Source organism: Actinotalea subterranea (assembly GCF_008364845.1).
Taxonomy (GTDB): domain Bacteria; phylum Actinomycetota; class Actinomycetes; order Actinomycetales; family Cellulomonadaceae; genus Actinotalea; species Actinotalea subterranea.
In genome coordinates this window covers 41,084-62,363 of sequence record NZ_VTTP01000005.1, presented here as the reverse complement: position 1 = coordinate 62,363, position 21,280 = coordinate 41,084, and the positions used below count along the sequence as shown (strand labels likewise).

The 21,280-nt window shown below is 73.7% G+C and carries 20 protein-coding genes; 18 read left to right on the top strand and 2 right to left on the bottom strand.

The features are described from left to right. Positions 1–112: 112 nt before the first annotated feature. A complete protein-coding gene (locus tag FZ988_RS10480; protein WP_149203985.1) occupies positions 113–343 on the top strand; it encodes a hypothetical protein in 231 nt (76 codons plus the stop codon). 56 nt (positions 344–399) lie between these two features. Here FZ988_RS10480 and FZ988_RS10475 read toward each other — a convergent pair whose 3' ends face one another. Continuing rightward, positions 400–1,380 (bottom strand): 1,4-dihydroxy-2-naphthoyl-CoA synthase, encoded by a 981-nt coding sequence (locus tag FZ988_RS10475; protein ID WP_149203984.1) that lies wholly within the window; start codon positions 1,378–1,380, stop codon positions 400–402. Between the two features lie 66 nt (positions 1,381–1,446). On the opposite strand from FZ988_RS10475, the gene FZ988_RS10470 reads away from it, so the two are divergent. The 4 genes from FZ988_RS10470 to FZ988_RS10455 all read left to right on the top strand — a co-directional run bounded on the left by FZ988_RS10470 (position 1,447) and on the right by FZ988_RS10455 (position 6,164). After that, positions 1,447–1,788 carry a DMT family transporter gene (locus FZ988_RS10470; RefSeq protein ID WP_149203983.1) on the top strand — a complete coding sequence of 114 codons (342 nt, stop codon included), beginning with the start codon at positions 1,447–1,449 and terminating at the stop codon, positions 1,786–1,788. Next, positions 1,785–2,783: an o-succinylbenzoate synthase gene (locus tag FZ988_RS10465; protein WP_246169427.1), complete on the top strand. Its 999-nt coding sequence runs from the start codon at positions 1,785–1,787 to the stop codon at positions 2,781–2,783. The genes FZ988_RS10470 and FZ988_RS10465 overlap by 4 nt, the downstream gene beginning before the upstream one ends. Then, entirely contained in the window at positions 2,780–4,522 is a 1,743-nt protein-coding gene (gene menD, locus FZ988_RS10460) for a 2-succinyl-5-enolpyruvyl-6-hydroxy-3-cyclohexene-1-carboxylic-acid synthase (protein ID WP_149203982.1), read from the top strand. The genes FZ988_RS10465 and menD overlap by 4 nt, the downstream gene beginning before the upstream one ends. 100 nt (positions 4,523–4,622) lie before the next feature. After that, positions 4,623–6,164, top strand: coding sequence for a S1C family serine protease (locus FZ988_RS10455; protein ID WP_223145101.1), 1,542 nt, complete (start codon positions 4,623–4,625; stop codon positions 6,162–6,164). 125 nt (positions 6,165–6,289) lie between these two features. On the opposite strand, the gene FZ988_RS10450 is transcribed toward FZ988_RS10455, so the two are convergent. Beyond that, positions 6,290–7,615: an isochorismate synthase gene (locus FZ988_RS10450; RefSeq protein WP_149203981.1), complete on the bottom strand. Its 1,326-nt coding sequence runs from the start codon at positions 7,613–7,615 to the stop codon at positions 6,290–6,292. Positions 7,616–7,667: 52 nt separating this feature from the next. Between FZ988_RS10450 and FZ988_RS10445 the strand changes: the two genes are divergently transcribed. From FZ988_RS10445 to nuoK, 13 genes are all read left to right on the top strand, one after another. After that, positions 7,668–8,411 carry a demethylmenaquinone methyltransferase gene (locus tag FZ988_RS10445; protein WP_149203980.1) on the top strand — a complete coding sequence of 248 codons (744 nt, stop codon included), beginning with the start codon at positions 7,668–7,670 and terminating at the stop codon, positions 8,409–8,411. Positions 8,412–8,517: 106 nt separating this feature from the next. Beyond that, complete coding sequence (locus FZ988_RS10440; RefSeq protein WP_246169425.1) at positions 8,518–9,816, top strand: geranylgeranyl reductase family protein; 1,299 nt, start codon at positions 8,518–8,520, stop codon at positions 9,814–9,816. 100 nt (positions 9,817–9,916) lie between these two features. After that, on the top strand, positions 9,917–10,279 hold the full coding sequence (locus FZ988_RS10435) for an NADH-quinone oxidoreductase subunit A (protein WP_149203978.1): 363 nt from the start codon (positions 9,917–9,919) through the stop codon (positions 10,277–10,279). 67 nt (positions 10,280–10,346) lie between these two features. Continuing rightward, entirely contained in the window at positions 10,347–10,898 is a 552-nt protein-coding gene (locus FZ988_RS10430) for a NuoB/complex I 20 kDa subunit family protein (RefSeq protein ID WP_149203977.1), read from the top strand. 179 nt (positions 10,899–11,077) lie between these two features. Next, positions 11,078–11,740 carry an NADH-quinone oxidoreductase subunit C gene (locus FZ988_RS10425; RefSeq protein WP_246169449.1) on the top strand — a complete coding sequence of 221 codons (663 nt, stop codon included), beginning with the start codon at positions 11,078–11,080 and terminating at the stop codon, positions 11,738–11,740. After that, the gene (locus tag FZ988_RS10420) at positions 11,740–13,092 is read left to right on the top strand and encodes an NADH-quinone oxidoreductase subunit D (protein ID WP_149203975.1); all 1,353 of its coding nucleotides are present in this window, start codon (positions 11,740–11,742) and stop codon (positions 13,090–13,092) included. Before FZ988_RS10425 ends, FZ988_RS10420 begins: the two co-directional genes overlap by 1 nt. Next, complete coding sequence (gene nuoE / locus FZ988_RS10415; RefSeq protein WP_149203974.1) at positions 13,092–13,928, top strand: NADH-quinone oxidoreductase subunit NuoE; 837 nt, start codon at positions 13,092–13,094, stop codon at positions 13,926–13,928. The genes FZ988_RS10420 and nuoE overlap by 1 nt, the downstream gene beginning before the upstream one ends. Next, the gene (nuoF, locus tag FZ988_RS10410; protein ID WP_149203973.1) at positions 13,928–15,289 is read left to right on the top strand and encodes an NADH-quinone oxidoreductase subunit NuoF; all 1,362 of its coding nucleotides are present in this window, start codon (positions 13,928–13,930) and stop codon (positions 15,287–15,289) included. Before nuoE ends, nuoF begins: the two co-directional genes overlap by 1 nt. Beyond that, the gene (locus FZ988_RS10405) at positions 15,286–17,925 is read left to right on the top strand and encodes an NADH-quinone oxidoreductase subunit G (protein WP_149203972.1); all 2,640 of its coding nucleotides are present in this window, start codon (positions 15,286–15,288) and stop codon (positions 17,923–17,925) included. Before nuoF ends, FZ988_RS10405 begins: the two co-directional genes overlap by 4 nt. Next, on the top strand, positions 17,925–19,382 hold the full coding sequence (gene nuoH / locus FZ988_RS10400; protein ID WP_149203971.1) for an NADH-quinone oxidoreductase subunit NuoH: 1,458 nt from the start codon (positions 17,925–17,927) through the stop codon (positions 19,380–19,382). Before FZ988_RS10405 ends, nuoH begins: the two co-directional genes overlap by 1 nt. Beyond that, a complete protein-coding gene (gene nuoI / locus FZ988_RS10395) occupies positions 19,375–20,142 on the top strand; it encodes an NADH-quinone oxidoreductase subunit NuoI (protein ID WP_425457973.1) in 768 nt (255 codons plus the stop codon). The genes nuoH and nuoI overlap by 8 nt, the downstream gene beginning before the upstream one ends. Further along, positions 20,139–20,984 (top strand): NADH-quinone oxidoreductase subunit J, encoded by an 846-nt coding sequence (locus FZ988_RS10390; RefSeq protein ID WP_149203970.1) that lies wholly within the window; start codon positions 20,139–20,141, stop codon positions 20,982–20,984. The genes nuoI and FZ988_RS10390 overlap by 4 nt, the downstream gene beginning before the upstream one ends. Then, positions 20,981–21,280, top strand: a complete 300-nt coding sequence (gene nuoK, locus FZ988_RS10385) for an NADH-quinone oxidoreductase subunit NuoK (protein ID WP_149203969.1) — start codon at positions 20,981–20,983, stop codon at positions 21,278–21,280. The genes FZ988_RS10390 and nuoK overlap by 4 nt, the downstream gene beginning before the upstream one ends.

Sequence of the window (21,280 nt, the reverse complement as noted above, 5' to 3'; positions counted from 1 at the left end):
TCCCCGGGGATGAGGGCGACGCCGCGTGGACCCACCTGCGGTGGACCCCGGCGTCGCGACGTCCATCCGCTGGGCCGATCCGCCGCCGAGGCGCAACGAGCAGGCTTGAGCCATGGCCCAGCTCACCATCCACCACGACCACCTCGAGAACGACGTCGTCCACCACCGGGCGCACACCGACCTGCGCACCCCGCAGGAGAAGGACGAGTCCCGCCGCGAGCGGCTGCGCTCCGTCCTGCCGGCCCTCGTGGCCGTCGGCCTCCTCGCCGCCGTTGCCCTCGGCGGCGTCCTCATGCTCCGTGACCTGATCGACTTCGGCGTCTGGTTCCTCAGCGCGCCGTGACCGGCGGGTCGCCCGACCGCCCGGCCGACCCCAGCCACCCGACCGTGGGTGGCCGGTCAGAAGTGGTACGGGAACGGCGACCAGTCCGGCTCGCGACGCTGCAGGAACGCGTCGCGGCCCTCGACGGCCTCGTCCGTCATGTATGCTAGCCGGGTCGCCTCGCCCGCGAACACCTGCTGCCCCATGAGCCCGTCGTCGGCCAGGTTGAACGCGAACTTCAGCATCCGGATCGCCTGCGGTGACTTCGACGCGACGGTCCGGGCGTAGTCCAGGGCGAGCCGCTCGACGTCGTCGTGCTCCGCGACCTCGTTGACCGCGCCCCAGCGCTCCGCGTCGTCGGCCGAGTACTCGCGCGCCAGGAAGAAGATCTCCCGCGCACGCTTCTGGCCCACCTGGCGGGCCAGGTACGCCGAGCCGTAGCCGCCGTCGAACGAGCCCACGTCAGCGTCGGTCTGCTTGAACCGACCGTGCTCGCGGCACGCGATCGACAGGTCCGCGACGACGTGCAGGGAGTGCCCGCCGCCGGCCGCCCACCCGTCGACGACGGCGACGACGACCTTGGGCATCGTCCGGATGAGCCGCTGGACCTCGAGGATGTGCAGGCGGCCCGCGCGCGCCGGATCGATCGCGTCGGCCGTCTGGTCGTCCGTCGAGCCCGTGTACCGGTAGCCGTCGCGGCCACGCACCCGCTGGTCGCCGCCCGAGCAGAACGCCCAGCCGCCGTCCTTGGGGCTCGGCCCGTTCCCCGCCAGGAGCACCGCGCCGACGTCGGGCGTCATGCGCGCGTGGTCGAGCGTGCGGTAGAGCTCGTCGACCGTGTGCGGTCGGAACGCGTTGCGCACCTCGGGCCTGTCGAACGCGATGCGGACCACGGGCAGGTCGCGCTCGGTGCCGGCCGCCTCGTCGCCACCCGCAGGCCCGGCGGTGCGCACGACCCCGCGGTGGTAGGTGAGGTCGGTGAGGTCGCCGAACCCCTCGACCTCGCGCCACACGGTCGGGTCGAACGTCTGGGACACCCGGGGGGGCAGTGCGCTCATGGCGTCACAGTAGCCAGCCCCGCGCGGGTTACCGTCGAGGTCCTGGTCCTGCGTGGAGGTGGCGTCGTGGCGTGGTTCGTGCTCATCGTGTCCGGCATGCTCGAGGCCGGCTGGGCCCTCAGCCTCAAGGCGTCCGACGGCTTCAGCCGGCTGTGGCCGAGCGTCGCCTTCGGCATCCTGCTCGTGCTGAGCATGCTGGGGCTGGGCTGGTCCCTGCGGACCCTGCCCGTCGGCGTGGCCTACGCGGTGTGGACCGGCATCGGGGCCGTCGTGACCGCGAGCCTCGGCATGGCCGTACTGGGCGAGGCGGTGTCCGTCGGCAAGATCGTCTCGATCGTCCTCATCGTCGCCGGCATCGTCGGCCTCCACCTCTTCGGCGGCGAGCCCAGCACTACGGTGGCGCAGTGAGCGAGCCCCTCCTGCAGCACGCCCCCCGCGGGCTGCACGTCTACCGGCTCGGCCTGCGCACCCGGTTCCGGGGCCTGACCGAGCGTGACGGCGTGCTGCTGCACGGCGACGCCGGCTGGGGCGAGTTCTCGCCCTTCTGGGACTACGACGACGACGAGGCGCTCGCCTGGTGGCGGGCCGCACGGGAGGCCGCCGACGAGGGCTGGCCGGCCGCGGTCCGCACCTCGATCCCCGTCAACGTGACCGTGCCCGCGGTCGACGGTGCGGCCGCACGGGCGATCGTCACGGCGTCCGCGGGGTGCCGGACGGCCAAGGTCAAGGTCGCCGAGCCCGGCCAGGGCGTCGACGAGGAGGTCGAGCGGCTCGAGGCCGTGCGGGACGCGCTGGGCAGCGCGGGCCGCATCCGCGTCGACGCGAACGGCGCGTGGGACGTCCAGACGGCGATCGCCCGGCTGAGGGTGCTCGACCGCGCGGCAGGTGGGCTCGAGTACGTCGAGCAGCCGTGCGCGACCGTCGCGGAGCTCGCCGCGGTCCGGCGCGCGCTCGACATCCCCGTCGCGGCCGACGAGTCGATCCGTCGGGCCGAGGACCCGCTCGCGGTCGTGCGGGCCGAGGCGGCCGACGTCGTCGTGCTCAAGGTCCAGCCCCTCGGCGGGGTGCGGGCGTGCCTCGAGCTCGCGGAGCGCGTCGGGCTGCCCGTCGTCGTCTCCTCCGCGCTCGAGACGTCGGTGGGGCTCGCCGCCGGCCTCGCGCTCGCGGCGGCGCTCCCCGAGCTCCCGTACGCGTGCGGCCTCGCCACGGCCCAGCTCCTGGCCGGCGACGTGGTGACCGACCCGCTCCTGCCCGTCGCCGGTGAGATCGCCGTGCGCCGCCCCGAGCCCGACGCGTCACGGTGCCGGGAGCACGTGGCGGGCCCGGACCTCACGGACCGGTGGCTGGCACGCGTCGCGTCGGCCACCGCGCTCGAGACGCTCGCCCGCGGGGACGACGCGTGAGCGCGGGCGGGTCGCCCTCGACCGTCGCGGCGCGGGTGCTCCTCCAGGCCCTCGCCCGCCTGGGCGTGGCGGAGGTGGTGATCGCGCCCGGCTCCCGGAGCGCACCCCTCGCGCACGCGCTCGCGGAGGCCGCACGGGACGACGCCGGGCGGGACGCCGCAGCCCCGCGGCTCACGCTCCACGTGCGCGTCGACGAGCGTGATGCCGGCTTCCTGGCGCTCGGGCTCGCGGCGGGCGCCCGGGCCGCGGGGCAGGGCCGGCCGGTCGCCGTCGTCACCACCTCGGGCACCGCCGTCGCGAACCTGCACCCCGCCGTGCTCGAGGCCTCCCACGCGGGCCTGCCGCTGCTTGTCCTGACCGCCGACCGCCCGCACGAGCTTCGCGGCACGGGCGCCAACCAGACGACCGACCAGGTCGGGCTGCTGGCACCCGCCGTGCGCGCGACGCTCGACGTGCCCGCGCCGACCGGACGCGCGGGCGAGGAGCGGGACCTGCGCGCGCTCGTCTCGCGCGCCGTCGCGACGGCCACGGGGGCGCGCACGCGTGACCCCGGACCCGTGCACGTCAACCTCGCGTTCCGGGACCCGCTCGTGCCCGACGGGAGCCCGTGGCCGGCGTGGACGCCCGAGGGCCTCACCGAGGTGGTGCCGCGGACGCCGGCCGCCGCGGTCGCGCACGGCGCACGCCTCGCGGCGGACCTGCCGACGGTCGTCGTCGCGGGGGACGGGGCAGGGCCGGACGCGCGCAGGGTCGCGGAGGTCAACGGCTGGCCGCTCCTGGCCGAGCCGTCCTCGGGCGCGCGCGGCGGGCCCGCCGCTGTCCCCGCCTACCGGCTGCTCCTCGGCGAGCCCGGGCTCGGCGCTGCGGTGCGTCGCGTCGTCGTGCTCGGCCGCCCCACGCTGTCCCGGCCCGTCCAGGGCCTGCTCGCCCGGCCCGACGTCGAGTCGCTCGTCGTCGCACCCGAGGGGTCCGCGTGGCCGGACGCCGCGCGCAACGCGTCGACCGTCGTCGCCGACCTCCCGCCGGAGCTCCTCACGGGGGAGCTCGCCGCCCCGACGGCGTGGCTCGACGTGTGGCGGCGCGCGGGGTCGGCCGCTGCCGCCGCGGTCCGGGACGTGCTGCGCGACGCCGAGGCCCTCACCGGTCCCGCGGTCGCCGCGGAGGTCGCGGGCCACGCGTCCGCCGGCGACGTGCTCGTCGTCGGGTCGAGCAACCCGGTGCGCGACCTCGACCTCGTCGCCGACTGGCAGGAGCCGCCCCTCATCCTGGCGAACCGTGGGCTCGCCGGCATCGACGGCACCGTCTCGACCGCCGCGGGCGTCGCCCTCGCGCTCGGACGTCCCGTGCGCGCGTACGTGGGCGACCTGACGTTCCTGCACGACGTCGGCGGCCTGCTCGTCCCCTCGCTCGAGCGTCGGCCCGACCTCCAGGTCGTCGTCGCCAACGACGACGGCGGGTCGATCTTCGCGACGCTCGAGCACGGGGACGACGCCCACGCGCACGCCTTCGAGCGGGTCTTCGGGACGCCGCACGGCGCCGACCTGGGCCCCCTGTGCGCCGGGTACGGGGTCCCGCACACGCGAGCGGCGACCCTCGACGAGCTGCGCGCCGCGCTCGCGGACCCCGTCGGCGGCACGAGCGTCGTCGAGGTCGTCGTGGACCGGGCCGGACGACGCGCGCTGGCCGCGCGGGTCGGTGACGCCGTACGCGTCGCCGTCCGGGACACGCTCGGGCGCTGAGGTCCGCCCTGGTCCGCGTTCTCAGGGAACTCCCAGGGAGGACCCAGGAGGGGGTCAGGCCCGCGGGGTCTGATGGGTGACGTCGAAGGAGGACGCCACCATGACCAGCACACCCGAGCAGCAGCCCACCCCCGGGGCGACCGAGGGCTACGCGCCCCCGCCGCCGCCCTACGTCCAGCCCGGCCCGGCCGGGCAGGCCGGGCAGGCCGGGCAGGCCGGCGCACCGATGCCGCACACCTCGATGCCCCACGCCTCGATGCCGTACGCCCGGCACCCGCACACCTCGATGCCGTACGCGACGCCTTCCGCGCAGCCGCAGGGTCCGGTGCCCGGCGGTGAGCCCGGCGCGGCGTCGGGCCCCGGCGCGGCGTTCGGCGCCTCGGGGGGCGAGCGGCGCCCGCGCACCCGGTGGCTGCCGCTCGTGAGCACCGCGACCGCCGCGGCGCTCCTCGCGAGCCTGGGCACCGTCGCCCTCACGGGGGCGTTCGCCGACGGCTCCGGGACCGAGCCCGCCTCCGTCGCGACGCTCGGCCGGCAGGAGTCGACGACCGTCCCCGTGAGCGGCTCCAGCTCCGACCAGCCCGACTGGGAGGCCGTGGCCGCCGCGGTCCGCGCGTCGGTCGTGGCCATCGACGTCCGGACCGCGTCCGGCAGCGGCACGGGCTCGGGCGTCGTCATCGACGACGAGGGCCGCATCCTCACGAACGACCACGTGGTCGGTGACGCCGTCGACGGCGGCATCCAGGTCACGCTCGACGACGGGCGCGTGTTCGACGCGACGGTCGTCGGGCTCGACCCGACCACGGACCTCGCCGTCATCCAGCTCACCGACGCCCCCGGGGACCTGACGCCCGCGGTGATGGGCGACTCGGACGCGCTCGCGGTCGGCGAGGCCGTCATGGCCGTGGGCAACCCGCTGGGCCTCGACAGCACCGTGACGACGGGCATCGTCTCGGCGCTCGACCGGCCCGTGTCGACGTCCGACGGCAGCGACGAGACGGTCGTGACGAACGCGATCCAGATCGACGCGGCGATCAACCCGGGGAACTCGGGCGGCCCGCTGTTCAACGCCCGCGGCGAGGTCGTGGGCATCACGTCGTCGATCGCGTCGCTCTCGAGCGGGTCGGGCAGCAGCGGGTCGATCGGCCTGGGCTTCGCGATCCCCGCGACCCTCGCCGACCGGATCGCCGCGGAGCTCGTCGAGGACGGGTCGGCCGGTCACGCGTTCCTGGGTGTCGGCCTCAGCGACGGGACGGCGACCGCCGACGGGACGACCCGCCGGGGCGCCGTCGTCGAGCAGGTCACCGCGGACTCGCCCGCGGCCGAGGCGGGCCTCGAGGCCGGCGACGTGGTCGTCGCGATCGGGGACGACCCGGTCAACGGTGCGGAGTCCCTCACCGCGTACGTGCGTGAGCTCGCCGCGGGCACGACGGTCGACCTCACGGTCGTCCGCGGCGACGAGGCCCTCACGGTCCCCGTGACCCTCGCGGCCCGCGAGGAGACCGCGACGACGTCGAGCGACGACTCTCAGGACGACGGCTCGGGCAGCTCGGACGGCTCGGGCAGCTCCGAGGACTCGGGCAGCTCGGACGGCTCAGGCTCCCTGCCCGGCTCGCAGGGCTGGCCGTTCGACCGCGGCTGACGCCCGTCCTGCCCACCAGCTCCGGCCCGGCGGTCTCCCCCTACCGCCGGGCCGGGCCCATGTCGGTGCGGCCGGGTCGAGGTCGGTCGGCCCGGGCCGTGGCGGTGCCGGTCAGCCGGTGCCGGTCAGTCGGTGCGCAGCGCGTGCCGCATCGGCTCGAGCTTGGCCTCCGACTCGGCCAGCTCGGCACTCGGCACCGACGCCGCGACGATCCCGCAGCCCGCGAAGAGCCGGAGGCGGTGCCCGTCCTGGCGGTCGAGCTCGGCCGAGCGGAGGGCGATGCCCCACTCGCCGTCGCCGTCGGCCCCGACCCATCCGACGGGCCCGGCGTAGCGGGCCCGGTCCATGCCCTCGATCCGGCCGATGAGCGCGCACGCGGCGGCCGTCGGGGTCCCGGCCACCGCGGCCGTCGGGTGCAGGGCCGCGGCGAGCGTGAGGCTGGAGGGCACGGGCGCCGCGCCCTCGGTCGACAGGACACCCGTGACGTCGGTCGCGAGGTGCAGCACGTTGGGCAGGTGCAGCACGAACGGCGTCTCAGGGACGTTGGTCGACGAGCAGAAGGGCGAGAGGGTGCGCGTGAGCGACTCGACCGCGTACTCGTGCTCCTCGAGGTCCTTGGAGGAGTGCGCGAGGATCGCCGCCCGGGCGAGGTCGGCGTCGTCGTCCCCGGTCCGGCGGATGGTGCCCGCGAGGACGCGTGAGGTGACCAGGCCCTTCTCGCTGCGCACGAGGAGCTCGGGCGTCGCGCCCAGGAGGCCGTCGACGGCGAACGTCCAGCACGAGGGGTAGTCGGCGGCGAGCCGGTGCAGCACCCACCGCGCGTCGAGCGGCTCCTGCGTGCGGGCGACGACGTCCCGCGCGAGCACGACCTTGTCGAGGTCGCCGGCGCGGATGTGTGCGACGGCCTCGGCGACCGCGTCCTGCCAGCCCTCGGCGCTCAGGGCACCGTCGGTGTAGGTCACGGCGCCGGGGGACGCCGGCCGCTCGTGCCGGGTGAGCGACGCGGGGCCGGGGGGCGCGCTCACGGCGGCGACGTCGATGGCGGTGATCCACGCGGTCTCGCCGCGGCGCCCGACGACCACGCTCGGCACGACGAGCACGCCGCCCGCGCTCGACGCGTCGGCGAACGCGAACGAGCCGAACGCGACGGGCCCGGTGCCGGGCAGGCGCACCTCGTCGCGCACGACGGCCCGCGCGGCCGCCGTGCGCCAGGCGGCCTCGGCGTCGGCGAACCGGTCGGGGCCCGACGTCGTGATCCTGGCGACCTCGCCCCACGCGACGAGGCCGTCGCCGCGTCGGAGCCAGCTCGTGCCACCGTCGGGCGGGAGCAGGTCCAGGAGGTCTGCGGGCAGCTCGGCGGGGTCGACGCGGACGGTGCGCGAGACGAGGGGGAGCGGGAGGGTGCCGACCGCGGGTGCGGCGCTCCCTGGCGCGATCGGGTCGGTGCTCATCGCCGTACAGCGTAGGACCGGCGCGGTGGTGCGGGCCTGCCAGACTGTCGCCATGCCCCGCGCCACCCTGGAGAAGCAGCCGCACGAGGTCGCCCGGATGTTCGACGCGATCGCGCGCCGGTACGACCTGACCAACGACGTCATCTCGCTCGGCCAGGACCGGCGGTGGCGCACCGCGACGATCCGCGCGGTCGACGCGCTGCCGGGCGACACGGTCCTGGACCTGGCCGCGGGCACCGGGACGTCGAGCGAGCCGTTCGACGCCGCCGGCGTGCGGGTGGTCCCGTGCGACTTCTCGGTCGGCATGCTCGAGGTCGGCAAGGCGCGCCGGCCCGACCTGCCGTTCACGGCGGGCGACGCGATGCGCCTGCCGTTCGCCGACGCGTCGTTCGACGCGGTGACGATCTCGTTCGGCCTGCGCAACGTGGCGGACACGACGGCGGCGCTGCGCGAGATGCTGCGGGTGACCCGTCCGGGCGGGCGGCTCGTGGTGTGCGAGTTCTCGACGCCGTCGTGGGCCCCGTTCCGGACCCTGTACTCGGAGTACCTCATGCGCGCGCTGCCCCCGGTGGCGCGTGCCGTGTCGCGCGAGCCGGACGCGTACGTGTACCTGGCGGAGTCGATCGCTCAGTGGCCGGACCAGCACGGTCTGGCGCGGCTCGTGCGCCGTGCGGGGTGGCGCGACGTCGCCTACCGGAACCTGTCCGGCGGCATCGTCGCGCTGCACCGGGCGACCCGGCCGCAGGACGCCGACCTAGGTCCCGACCTCGCCGGCCCCCCGCCCGCAGACAAATAGGACGAAGGTCCGTCAGGGTAGGTAAGCCTCAGCAGACATGCCCTGGAGCCGCGGATACACTGAGCCGGTTCGTTTCGTGAATCCCTTCACAAGGATGAGGCAGGGCGTGGGGACTGTGGGCCAGCACGATGACGCCGACGTCATCGTCGTCGGTGCCGGGCCTGCCGGCTCGACCGCCGCGTACTACCTCGCGGTCGCCGGCCTGGACGTCCTGGTCCTCGAGAAGACCGCCTTCCCGCGCGAGAAGGTGTGCGGCGACGGCTTCACCCCGCGCTCGGTCCGCGAGCTCGTCGCGATGGGCGTGCCCATGCGCGAGGAGGACGGCTGGATCCGCAACAAGGGCCTGCGCGTCTACGGCGGCGGGCACCGCCTCGAGCTGCCGTGGCCGGACCTGGACTCGTTCCCGTCCTACGGCGTGAGCCGCACCCGCAAGGACTTCGACGACACGCTCGCCCGGCACGCCCGCGCCGCGGGTGCACGGATCGTCGAGCAGATGAACGTCACGGGACCCGTGCTGCACGAGCGCACGGGCCGCGTCGTCGGCGTCACGGCGCGGCCGGTCGACGCGGACGGCCGGCGCGCGGGTGACGAGGTCACCTACCGCGCGCCCGTCGTGATCGCCGCCGACGGCGTCTCCGCGCGCCTCGCGCTGGCCCTCGGCATCGAGAAGAACCCGAACCGCCCCATGGGCGTCGCGGTGCGCACCTACTTCCGCACGCCGCGCCACGCGGACGAGTGGATGGAGAGCCACCTCGAGCTCTGGGACGGCGAGCCGGGCCGCTCCAACCTCATGCCCGGCTACGGCTGGATCTTCGGCCTCGGCGACGGGACCGCGAACGTCGGCCTGGGCAGCGTGAGCTCGCGCGCGACCGCGACCAAGATCGACTACAAGGACCTCCTGCAGCGGTGGGTCGCGAACACGCCCGCCGAGTGGGAGTTCACCCCCGAGAACCAGGTGGGCCCCGTGCGCAGCGCGGCCCTGCCGATGGGCTTCAACCGCAAGCCGCACTACACGCGCGGCCTGATGCTCGTCGGCGACGCGGGCGGCATGGTCAGCCCCTTCAACGGCGAGGGCATCGCCTACGCGATGCAGGCCGCGCGGCGTGCCGCCGAGGTGGTCGCGCAGGCGAAGGCCCGCTCGACCGACGCGGAGCGTGAGCGCGTCCTCGCGAGCTACCCCCGCGTCATGGCCGACGAGCTGGGCGGCTACTACACGCTGGGCCGCGTCTTCGTGAAGCTCATCGAGCACCCCGAGGTCATGCGCGTGTGCACCCGGTACGGCCTGCCGCGACCCGCCCTGATGCGGCTCACGCTCAAGCTGCTGTCCGACGTGTGGGAGCCTCGTGGGGGCGACCTCTCGGACAGGTTCATCGCGACCCTGACCCGGATTGCGCCCGCAGCATGACCCGACGACACTCGGCGGAGGCCACGGCTCCGGCGGCCTCGCCGAACCACGTACCTACCGCGCCGCCGACGCTGCGACCGCCCCGACACTGGAGGGCCCGATGAGCAACCCGTACGTCCCGATCCTGGTCCTCATGGGCGTCGCAGGCGTCCTGGCCCTCGGCGGGGTCGGCGCGAGCGCGATCATCGGCCCGCGGCGATACAACCGCGCCAAGCTCGAGGCCTACGAGTGCGGCATCGACCCGACGCCCCACGCCGTCGGCGGCGGCCGGTTCCCGATCAAGTACTACCTCGTCGCGATGACCTTCATCGTCTTCGACATCGAGGTCGTCTTCATGTACCCGTGGGCCGTCGCCTTCGGGGAGCTCGCGCTCTTCGGGGTCGTGGCCATGATGACCTTCCTCGTCCTCATCACGGTGCCGTTCGTGTACGAGTGGCGGCGCGGCGGGTTCGAGTGGGACTGAGCCCGGCGCACGTGCAGGTCGCACCGGACGCCAGCCGGGCGGACGCAAGGAAGGAAGGAGGAGGGCCATGGGTATCGAGGACGCACCGTCGGGGTTCCTGCTGACGACGGTCGAGGGCTTCGCGGGCTACATGCGCAAGGCGTCGCTCTGGCCGGTGACCTTCGGCCTCGCGTGCTGCGCGATCGAGATGATGGCCGCGGGCACGTCGCGGTTCGACATCTCCCGCTTCGGCATGGAGGTCTTCCGCGCGTCGCCGCGCCAGGCCGACCTGATGATCGTCGCCGGTCGGGTGAGCCAGAAGATGGCCCCCGTCGTGCGCCAGGTCTACGACCAGATGTCCGAGCCCAAGTGGGTCCTGTCGATGGGCGTCTGCGCGTCGTCGGGCGGCATGTTCAACAACTACGCGATCGTCCAGGGCGTCGACCACATCGTGCCCGTGGACATCTACCTGCCCGGCTGCCCGCCGCGCCCGGAGATGCTCCTCAACGCGATCCTCACGCTGCACGAGCAGATCCAGGCCGAGCCGCTCGGCGTGAACCGCGAGGCCGCGGCCCGCGCCGCGGAGGCCGCCGCGCTCGAGGCCACGCCGACCTCCCAGATGAAGGGGCTGCTGCGGTGAGCGAGACCCCCAAGGACGCCGCGGCCACGCCGGCCGAGGCGAAGGACGCCGCGGCCGCGGCCAAGGTCGGCAGCGGCCCGGTCGGCACGGACGCGGCGTCGACCCCGCAGAAGAGCACCGAGACCGCGCACGAGTCGGCCGCCCAGAACGTCCCCGCGCCCGCGGGCCCTGCGCACCCGATGCTCGAGGTCGTGCAGGTCCGTGAGGGCATGTTCGGCGTGCACGGCTCGGGCGACACGAGCGGCTTCGGCGGGCTCGTGGCGACGATCGCGATGCCCGGCCCGAGCGAGCGGCCCTACGGCGGCTGGTTTGACGAGGTCGTCGACGTGCTGGCCGAGGTCCTCGAGGAGGGCGGCACACCGTTCGACGCCGCGATCGAGAAGGTCGTCGTCGACCGCGGGGAGCTCACGCTCCACGTGCACCGTGAGCACGTGGTGACCGTGTGCCGTGCGCTGCGTGACGACCAGGACCTGCGCTTCGAGCTCGGGCTCGGCGTCTCCGGCGTGCACTACCCGCACGACACGGGCCGCGAGCTCCACGCCGTCTACCACCTCATGTCCGTGACCCACACGCGCCGCCTGCGGCTCGAGGTCTCGGTGCCCGACGCCGACCCGCACATCCCGTCGAGCGTCCCCGTCTACCCCGGGCACGACTGGCACGAGCGCGAGACCTGGGACTTCTTCGGCATCGTGTTCGACGGGCACCCCGGGCTCGCGCGGATCGAGATGCCCGACGACTGGCCGGGCCACCCGCAGCGCAAGGACTACCCGCTCGGCGGGATCCCGGTGGAGTACAAGGGCGCGCACATCCCGCCGCCCGACACGCGGAGGTCGTACAGCTGATGAGCAACTCCCAGACCCCCCACGCCAGCCCGCACATCGTGGACGAGGCCACCGAGGGCGTCCCGACCTTCGAGGCGACCGGTGGCGACTGGTCCGAGATCGCGGAGGAGGCGGCCCGGCTCGGCGAGGAGCGCATCGTCGTCAACATGGGCCCGCAGCACCCGTCGACGCACGGCGTGCTCCGCCTCATGCTCGAGATCGACGGCGAGACGGTCACCGAGGCGCGCTGCGGCATCGGCTACCTGCACACCGGCATCGAGAAGAACATGGAGTTCCGCACCTGGGTGCAGGGCCCCACGTTCTGCACGCGCATGGACTACCTCGCGAACATGTTCCAGGAGACCGCGTACTGCCTCGCGGTCGAGAAGCTCCTCGGCATCACGCAGGACGTCCCGGAGCGCGCGACCGTCATCCGCGTGATGATGATGGAGCTCAACCGTGTCGCGTCCCACCTCGTGGCGCTCGGCACGGGCGGCAACGAGCTCGGCGCGACGACGATCATGACGACGGGCTTCACGGCCCGCGAGGAGATCCTGCGGGTCTTCGAGCTCGTCACGGGTCTGCGCATGAACATGGCGTACATCCGCCCGGGCGGTGTCGCGCAGGACATCCCGCCGGGTGCCCTCGACACGATCCGCGAGGCGATCGTCAAGGTCAAGGACTACATCGGCCAGCTGAGCGACCTCATGCTCGCGAACCCGATCTACCTGGGCCGCACCGTCGGCATCGGGCACCTGAGCCTCGCCGGCTGCATGGCGCTCGGCATCACGGGCCCGGTGCTCCGCTCCGCGGGCCTCCCGTACGACGTGCGCAAGGCCGAGCCGTACTGCGGCTACGAGACCTACGACTTCGACGTCCCCACGTCGACGGACGCCGACTCGTACTCCCGCACCGTCCTGCGGATCGAGGAGTGCTACCAGTCGCTGCGGATCGTCGAGCAGACGGTCGAGCGCCTCCAGCACCTCGGCCCCGGCCCGGTGATGGTCGCCGACAAGAAGATCGCGTGGCCCGCGCAGCTCGCTATCGGCTCCGACGGCATGGGCAACTCGCTCGACCACATCAAGGAGATCATGGGCACCTCCATGGAGTCCCTGATCCACCACTTCAAGCTCGTCACCGAGGGGTTCCGCGTGCCCGCGGGCCAGGTCTTCCAGACGGTCGAGCACCCGCGCGGCGAGCTCGGGGTCCACCTCGTGTCCGACGGCGGCACGAGGCCCTACCGGGCGCACTTCCGCGACCCGTCCTTCAACAACCTGCAGGCCGTGTCCCTGATGTGCGAGGGCGGCCAGGTGGCCGACGTCGTCGTCGCGGTGGCCGCGCTCGACCCTGTGCTGGGAGGGGTGGACCGCTGATGGCGACCACCGGATACGAGCCCTACGAGGGCACCAAGCTCGAGCGCCTCGAGCGCGACGCCGCGACCGCCGTGGCGCGGTACCCGGAGCCGCGGTCCGCGCTGCTGCCGCTCCTGCACCTCGTGCAGTCCGAGGACGGGTACGTCAGCCCCGACGGCATCGCGTTCTGCGCCCGGACGCTCGGGCTGACGACCGCGGAGGTCTCCGCCGTCGCGACGTTCTACACGCAGTACAAGCGGCACCCCAACGGGGACTACACCGTCGGCGTGTGCACCAACACCCTGTGCGCGGTCATGGGCGGCGACGCGATCTACGAGGAGCTGTCGGAGCACCTCGGGGTCGGTCACGACGAGACGACCGCGGACGGGAAGATCACGCTCGAGCGGGTCGAGTGCAACGCGGCGTGCGACTACGCGCCCGTGATGATGGTCAACTGGGAGTTCTTCGACAACCAGACGCCCGCGACGGCCAAGGACGTCGTCGACCGGCTGCGCGCGGGCGACGAGGTCGCGCCGACGCGCGGTGCGGCGTCGGTCTGCTCCTTCAAGGCCATGTCGCGCGTGCTCGCGGGCTTCAGCGACGGCCGCGCCGACGAGGGCGCGGGCGCGGGCCCCGCGACGGTCGCCGGCACCGTGCTCGCACGCGAGAAGGGCTGGACGGCCCCGACGATGGACGGCTCGTCCTCCGCCGACGCCACGGAGACGTCGAACGCCCCGGCGGCAGCGAGCACGCCCCAGCCGGGTGGCGCGCAGTCGAGCGTCGACACGCCCGCCGCACCGCCCGCGGGCGGCACGTCCGACACCCCGACCGGCCGCGACGCGAGCGAGGAGGCCTGATGGCCACCACCCTGAGCCCCGTGCTCTCGCAGCACTGGGACGCCGACCGCTCCTGGACGATGGCGACGTACGAGGCCAACGGCGGTTACGCGGGCCTGCGCAAGGCGCTCGCGATGGCGCCAGCCGACGTCGTGACGGCGGTCAAGGACTCGGGCCTGCGCGGACGCGGCGGCGCCGGCTTCCCGACGGGCCTGAAGTGGAGCTTCCTGCCCGCGCCCGACGGCGGCCCGCGGTACCTCGTGGTCAACGCCGACGAGTCCGAGCCGGGCACGTGCAAGGACATCCCGCTCATGATGGCGACGCCTCAGGTGCTCGTGGAGGGCGTGGCGATCACGTCCTTCGCGATCGGCTGCCACCACGCGTTCATCTACATCCGCGGCGAGGTCCTGCACGTGTACCGCCGGGTCATGCGGGCGGTCGAGGAGGCGTACGAGAAGGGCTACCTCGGCAAGAACATCCTGGGCAGCGGCTACGACCTCGACGTCACGGTCCACGCCGGTGCCGGCGCGTACATCTGCGGCGAGGAGACCGCGCTCCTCGACTCGCTCGAGGGTCGCCGCGGCCAGCCGCGCCTCAAGCCCCCGTTCCCGGCGGTCGCGGGCCTGTACGCGCGCCCGACCGTCGTGAACAACGTCGAGTCGATCGCCTCCGTCCCGTCCATCATCACCGGCGGGGTCGACTGGTTCCGTTCGATGGGCACGGAGCGGTCCACGGGCTTCGGCCTGTTCTCCCTCTCGGGCCACGTCGAGCGCCCCGGCCAGTACGAGGCGCCGCTCGGCATCACGCTGCGCGAGCTCCTCGAGATGGCCGGCGGCGTCCGCAAGGGCCACGAGCTCAAGTTCTGGACCCCCGGCGGCTCCTCGACGCCGCTCTTCACGGCCGAGCACCTCGACGTCCCGCTCGACTACGAGTCCGTGGGCGCCGCGGGCTCGATGCTCGGCACGCGCGCGCTCCAGATCTTCGACGAGACGACGTGCGTGGTCCGGGCCATCACCCGATGGGCCGAGTTCTACGCGCACGAGTCGTGCGGCAAGTGCACGCCGTGCCGCGAGGGCACCTACTGGATGAAGCAGGTCCTCGCACGCATCGAGCACGGCCAGGGCACCATGGAGGACCTCGACACCCTCCTGGACCTGTGCTCGAACATCCTGGGCCGCGCGTTCTGCGCGCTCGGCGACGGTGCGACGTCGACCGTGACGTCGGGCATCGCGCTGTTCCGGGACGAGTTCGAGGCGCACATCACGGGCGGGGGCTGCCCCCTCGACCCGGCCGCGTCCGCCCTGTTCGACTACACGCCGCGCAACCGGCGAGCTGATCTGCAGACCCTCTCCGGGGTCCGGCCAGGAACGGTGGGAGCATGACCACGACGACGCCGCAGACGAGCGGGGCCGAGCAGGCGCAGGCCGTCCCGCAGGTGACCCTGACCATCGACGACGTCGAGGTGTCGGTCCCCAAGGGCACGCTCGTGATCCGCGCGGCCGAGCAGATCGGGATCGCGATCCCGCGCTTCTGCGACCACCCGCTCCTGCAGCCCGTCGGCGCGTGCCGCCAGTGCCTCGTCGAGGTCGCGACGCCGGACCGCGAGGGCACCGTGCGGCCCATGCCCAAGCCGCAGGCCTCCTGCACGCTCGAGGCGACGCCCGGCATGGTCGTGCGCACGCAGCGCACCTCCGCGGTCGCCGACAAGGCGCAGCACGGCAACCTCGAGCTGCTCCTCATCAACCACCCCCTCGACTGCCCGACGTGCGACAAGGGCGGTGAGTGCCCGCTGCAGAACCAGACCATGAGCAACGGTCCGGGCCGCAGCCGCTTCCACGACGTCAAGCGCACGTTCCCCAAGCCGATCGCGATCTCGACGCAGATCCTGCTCGACCGCGACCGGTGCGTCCTGTGCCAGCGCTGCACGCGCTTCTCGGAGGAGATCGCGGGCGACCCGTTCATCGACCTCCAGCAGCGTGGCGTGCGCCAGCAGATCGGCGTGTTCGACCCGGCCGTCCTCGGCTTCGCGGGCGCGGCGCCCGCCGAGGTGTACCGCGGGGTCCAGCCCGACGGGACCCCCGTCGACGCCTCGATCGGCGTCCCGGCCAGGGACGCCGCGGGACCCGCCGGCGACGCGGCCCTCGACACGTCGGGCCGCCCGTTCGCGTCGTACTTCTCCGGCAACACCGTGCAGATCTGCCCCGTCGGCGCGCTCACGAGCGCCGCGTACCGGTTCCGTGCCCGCCCGTTCGACCTGGTGTCGACGCCCGGCATCGCCGAGCACGACAGCAACGGTGCGGCCATCCGGGTCGACCACCGGCGCGGCGTCGTGCTCCGCCGCCTCGCGGGCGACGACCCGGCCGTGAACGAGGAGTGGATCAGCGACAAGGACCGCTTCGCGTACACGTGGCAGGGCATGCCCGACCGCCTGACGGTCCCGCTCGTGCGCGACCGCGGCGAGGACGGCACGCCCGGCGAGCTGCGTCCCGCGAGCTGGGCCGAGGCGCTCGAGACGGCGGCCGAGGGCCTCGCCGCCGCGCGCGGCGCGGGCGGCGTCGGCGTGCTCCCCGGTGGCCGCCTGACGCTCGAGGACGCGTACGCCTACGCCAAGTTCGCGCGCGTCACGCTCGGCACCAACGACGTCGACCACCGCGCCCGGCCCCACTCCGCCGAGGAGGAGGCCTTCCTGGCCCACCACGTCGCGGGCAGCCGCATGTCGGTCACGTTCGCGGACCTCGAGAACGCGCCGACCACGCTGCTCGTCGCGTACGAGCCCGAGGACGAGGGCGGCATCGCATTCCTGCGCCTGCGCAAGGGTGTCCTCGCGCACCGCAACCGCGTGTTCTCCGTCGCACCGTTCGCCTCGCGCGGCCTCGAGCGCCTGGACGGGACCCTGCTGCAGGCCGCGCCGGGGACGGAGGCCGAGGTGCTCGACGCGCTCGCCGCCGGTGCCCCCGGCGCCCTGGGCGAGGCCGCGGACGCGCTCGGCGCCGACGCGATCATCCTCGTCGGCGAGCGCCTCGCGACCGTGCCCGGTGGCCTCACCGCGGTGCTCGGCCTCGCCCGGCGCACCGGTGCCCGCCTCGCGTGGATCCCGCGACGCGCGGGGGAGCGCGGCGGCGTCGAGGTCGGCACGCTGCCCGCGCTGCTGCCCGGGGGCCGGCTCGTCACCGACGCGCAGGCCCGCGTCGACGTCGCGGCCTCGTGGGACGTCGAGAGGCTCCCGGCGCAGGCCGGTCGTTCGGCGGACGAGATGATCGCCGCCGCGGCCGACGGCACCCTCGGCGGCCTTGTGGTCGGCGGCCTCGACCCGGCCGACCTCGCCGACCCGGCTCTCGCCCGCACCGCGCTCGAGAAGGTCGGGTTCCTGGTGAGCCTCGAGGTCCGGGAGTCCGCCGTCACGCGGCTCGCCGACGTCGTGCTCCCCGTCGCCCCGCCCGTCGAGCGACCCGGCACGTTCCTCAACTGGGAGGGGCGCCCGCGCCCGTTCCCGCAGGCCCTGACGTCGACCGCGATGGCCGACCACCGCGTGCTCGACGCGCTCGCCGACACGATGGGCGCGGGCCTCGGCCTCGGGACCCTCGCGCAGGTGCACGCCGAGATCGACGGCCTCGGTGCGTGGGACGGGGAGCGCGCGCCCGCGCCCACGGTCCCCGCCGCGCAGCCGCCCGCCGTCGGCGAGGGCCAGGCGGTCCTCGCCACGTGGCACCTGCTGCTCGACGACGGACGCTGCCAGGACGGCGAGCGGTTCCTCGCCGGGACGGCCCAGCGCCCGGTCGCCCGGCTCTCGGCCGCGACCGCCGCCGGGCTCGGGCTGAGCACGGGTGAGGGCCTGACGGTCCGGACCGACGCCGGCCAGGTGACCCTGCCGCTCGCCGTGACCCCGATGCCCGACGGCGTGGTGTGGCTCCCGACCAGCTCGGTCGGCTCCGCGGTGCGCGCGACCCTGCGGGTCGACGCCGGCGCGGTCGTCAGCGTGTCCGCCGCCGCGCACGTGAACGAGGGAGAGGCACTCTGATGGCCGTGCTCGCCGGACTCGCGCCCGCCCTGGCGGCCCCGCTGACGTCGCCAGTGCTCGCGCAGGCGACCGACGCCGCCACCACGCCCGGTGCGGACTTCAGCAACGACAACGGCTGGATCGTCCTGCTCAAGGCGGTCGGCATCATCGTCTTCCTGCTCGTGAGCGTGCTCATCGCGATCTGGTTCGAGCGCAAGGTCGTCGCGCGCATGCAGATCCGGCCCGGGCCCAACGTGCACGGCCCCTTCGGCCTGCTCCAGTCGCTCGCCGACGCGATGAAGCTCCTGCTCAAGGAGGACATCAACGTCAAGGCGGCCGACAAGGTCGTCTACATCGTGGCGCCGATGATCTCGGTGTTCTGCTCGCTCCTGACGTTCGCCGTCATCCCGCTGGGGCCCGAGGTGTCGATCTTCGGCATCGTCACGCCGCTCCAGCTCACGGACTTCCCCGTCGCGGTGCTGTACATCCTCGCGGCGACGTCCGTCGGCGTGTACGGCATCGTCCTCGGCGGCTGGGCGTCCGGCTCGACCTACCCGCTGCTCGGCGCGGTCCGCTCGACCGCCCAGGTCATCTCCTACGAGCTCGCGATGGGCCTCTCGCTCGTGAGCGTGTTCGTCCTCGCCGGCTCGATGTCGACGTCGCAGATCGTCGAGTCGCAGACGCAGGTGTGGTGGTTCCTGCCCCTCCTGCCCGCGTTCGTCATCTACTTCATCTCGATGGTCGGCGAGGTCAACCGTCTGCCGTTCGACCTGCCCGAGGCCGAGGGCGAGCTGGTCTCCGGCTTCATGACCGAGTACTCGTCGATGAAGTTCGCCTGGTTCTTCCTGGCGGAGTACATCAACATGCTCAACGTCTCCGCGGTCGCGACGACCCTCTTCTTCGGCGGCTGGCGCGCACCGTGGCCGCTCTCGGCGATCAACGACGGGATGTTCAACGAGGGCTGGTGGCCCGTCCTGTGGTTCCTCGCCAAGCTCTGGCTCTTCATGTTCGTGTTCGTCTGGATCCGCGGGACGCTCCTGCGCTTCCGGTACGACCAGTTCATGAAGTTCGGCTGGAAGGTGCTCATCCCCGCCGCGCTCGTGTGGATCGTCGCCGTCGCCGGCGTCCAGGGCGTGCGCCAGTTCACGGACGTGGACCTGCGCACCCTGCTCATCGGCCTCGCGGTGGTCGCGGTCGTCGGCATCGGGCTGTCGTTCCTCATCCCGGAGCGTCGCGGCCAGGCCGAGGCCGCTGCGGGCGGTGAGCCGGAGCCCTTCGACGCGTTCGCGGCGGGCTACCCTGTTCCGCCGCTGCCCGGCCAGGTCCTCCCGCCGTCCCCGCGCCGCCTGCGTGCGCAGGCGCAGGGCGCGCAGGCCTCCGGGGCCACGGCGACGATCGAGGGCTCGCCCCGAGTGACCGACGACGAGCAGACCGACGACCAGGTGGCCGACGGCGAGGAGGGGATGCCCCGTGGCTGACAAGGACATCACGCGGCGCGAGAGCGCCGGTGAGGTCGGCGCAGGCGAGCAGCCGCACCGGTACGAGTCGCTCATCGAGCCCAAGAAGGGCCTCGGGGAGCTCCTCGCGCCCGTCGCCGGCTTCGGCGTGACGCTCTCGTCCATGTTCAAGCCGACCGTCACCGAGCAGTACCCGTTCGAGAAGGTGCCCACCAAGCCGCGGTTCCACGGCCGGCACCAGCTCAACCGGTACCCGGACGGGCTCGAGAAGTGCATCGGCTGCGAGCTGTGCGCGTGGGCCTGCCCCGCGGACGCGATCTACGTCGAAGGCGCCGACAACACGCCCGACGCGCAGTTCTCGCCCGGCGAGCGGTACGGCCGCGTCTACCAGATCAACTACCTGCGCTGCATCTTCTGCGGCCTGTGCATCGAGGCGTGCCCGACCCGCGCGCTGACGATGACCAACGAGTACGAGCTGGCCGGGCCGAGCCGGCGCGGGATGATCTACGAGAAGTCCGACCTGCTCGCTCCCATGGGCGAGGGCATGCTCGCGGCCCCGCACCCGATGGTGCCCGGCACGCAGGACACCGACTACTACCGCGGCAACGTCTCCGGTCCCGTGCCCGAGCAGGTCGACTGGGTCGCGCAGTGGCGTCCCGAGGACTCGACCCTGCCGAGCGCACGCCGGGCACCGGCCACGCCGCCGGCCGCGGACAGCCCGCACGGCGCGCACGGCCAGGTCGAGCGCACCCCCGCCGAGGCGAGCGAGGCCACGCGATGACCACGCCCCTGGGGCTCGCCGCCGTCGCGACCGGGCTCGCCGAGACCGGCCGCACGTCCGGCGGCGAGGCCACGCTCTTCTGGTTCATCGCGCCCGTCATGGTCATCGCTGCGCTCGGGCTGCTGTTCGCGCGCAAGACCGTGCACGCGGCGATGAGCGTCGTGCTCGTGATGATCTCGCTCGCGATCCTCTACGTCGCGCAGGAGGCGCCGTTCCTCGGCGTCGTGCAGGTGATCGTGTACACCGGCGCCGTGATGATGCTCTTCCTCTTCGTGCTCATGCTCGTGGGCGTCGACTCCTCGGACTCGCTCGTCGAGACGATCCGTGGGCAGCGCTGGATCGGCGCCCTGCTGGGCCTCGGCCTCGGTGCCGTCCTGGTCGGCGTGGTCCTGACGGCGGCTGACCTGGCCCCGGCGGGCCTGGTCGAGGCGAACGCGGACAGCAACCCCGTCGGTGTGGCGCGCGTCATCTTCAGCGACTACGTCTTCGCGCTCGAGGTCGTCGGGACCCTGCTGGTGGTCGCCGCGCTCGGCGCGCTCGTCCTCACGCACCGCCAGCGCCTCACGCGGCAGGTCGGCCAGAAGGAGCGGGCCGACGCCCGGATCGCCGCGGGCACGGTGCTCACGCCCCTGCCCGCGCCCGGCGTGTACGCGCGCAGCAATGCCATGGACGTCCCGGCCCTCGGGCCCGACGGCCGCCCGCTCGAGTCCTCGGTCCCGCGCGTCCTGCGCATCCGCGGCCAGGAGCGTTCCGTCGCCGAGGTGCACGCGGAGATCGGCGCCGAGGGCGTCGGCTCCACACCGCCGGAGCGCTCCATCACGGGTGAGGAGGAGGTCCGGTGAACCTGAGCAACTACCTGGTCCTGGCCGCGGTGCTCTTCACGATCGGTGCGACCACCGTCCTGCTGCGGCGCAACGCCATCGTCGTGTTCATGGGCATCGAGCTCATGCTCAACGCGACGAACCTGGCGTTCGTGACGTTCGCGCGGATCCACGGCGACCTCACCGGTCAGGTCATGGCGTTCTTCGTCATGGTCGTCGCGGCCGCCGAGGTCGTCATCGGCCTGGCGATCATCGTCGCGATCTTCCGCACCCGCCGCTCGGCCTCGGTCGACGACGTCAACCTGTTGAAGAGCTAG

Bases quoted from the DNA above. Each gene is read 5' to 3' on its own strand.
- FZ988_RS10420 (WP_149203975.1), top strand. From the start codon at position 11,740: ATGAGCAACTCCCAGACCCCCCACGCCAGCCCGCACATCGTGGACGAG.
- nuoE (WP_149203974.1), top strand. From the start codon at position 13,092: ATGGCGACCACCGGATACGAGCCCTACGAGGGCACCAAGCTCGAGCGC.
- nuoH (WP_149203971.1), top strand. From the start codon at position 17,925: ATGGCCGTGCTCGCCGGACTCGCGCCCGCCCTGGCGGCCCCGCTGACG.
- FZ988_RS10435 (WP_149203978.1), top strand. From the start codon at position 9,917: ATGAGCAACCCGTACGTCCCGATCCTGGTCCTCATGGGCGTCGCAGGC.
- FZ988_RS10445 (WP_149203980.1), top strand. From the start codon at position 7,668: ATGCCCCGCGCCACCCTGGAGAAGCAGCCGCACGAGGTCGCCCGGATG.
- FZ988_RS10450 (WP_149203981.1), bottom strand. From the start codon at position 7,615: ATGAGCACCGACCCGATCGCGCCAGGGAGCGCCGCACCCGCGGTCGGC.
- FZ988_RS10455 (WP_223145101.1), top strand. From the start codon at position 4,623: ATGACCAGCACACCCGAGCAGCAGCCCACCCCCGGGGCGACCGAGGGC.
- FZ988_RS10390 (WP_149203970.1), top strand. From the start codon at position 20,139: ATGACCACGCCCCTGGGGCTCGCCGCCGTCGCGACCGGGCTCGCCGAG.
- nuoF (WP_149203973.1), top strand. From the start codon at position 13,928: ATGGCCACCACCCTGAGCCCCGTGCTCTCGCAGCACTGGGACGCCGAC.
- FZ988_RS10425 (WP_246169449.1), top strand. From the start codon at position 11,078: ATGCTCGAGGTCGTGCAGGTCCGTGAGGGCATGTTCGGCGTGCACGGC.
- FZ988_RS10480 (WP_149203985.1), top strand. From the start codon at position 113: ATGGCCCAGCTCACCATCCACCACGACCACCTCGAGAACGACGTCGTC.
- FZ988_RS10475 (WP_149203984.1), bottom strand. From the start codon at position 1,380: ATGAGCGCACTGCCCCCCCGGGTGTCCCAGACGTTCGACCCGACCGTG.
- FZ988_RS10405 (WP_149203972.1), top strand. From the start codon at position 15,286: ATGACCACGACGACGCCGCAGACGAGCGGGGCCGAGCAGGCGCAGGCC.
- FZ988_RS10430 (WP_149203977.1), top strand. From the start codon at position 10,347: ATGGGTATCGAGGACGCACCGTCGGGGTTCCTGCTGACGACGGTCGAG.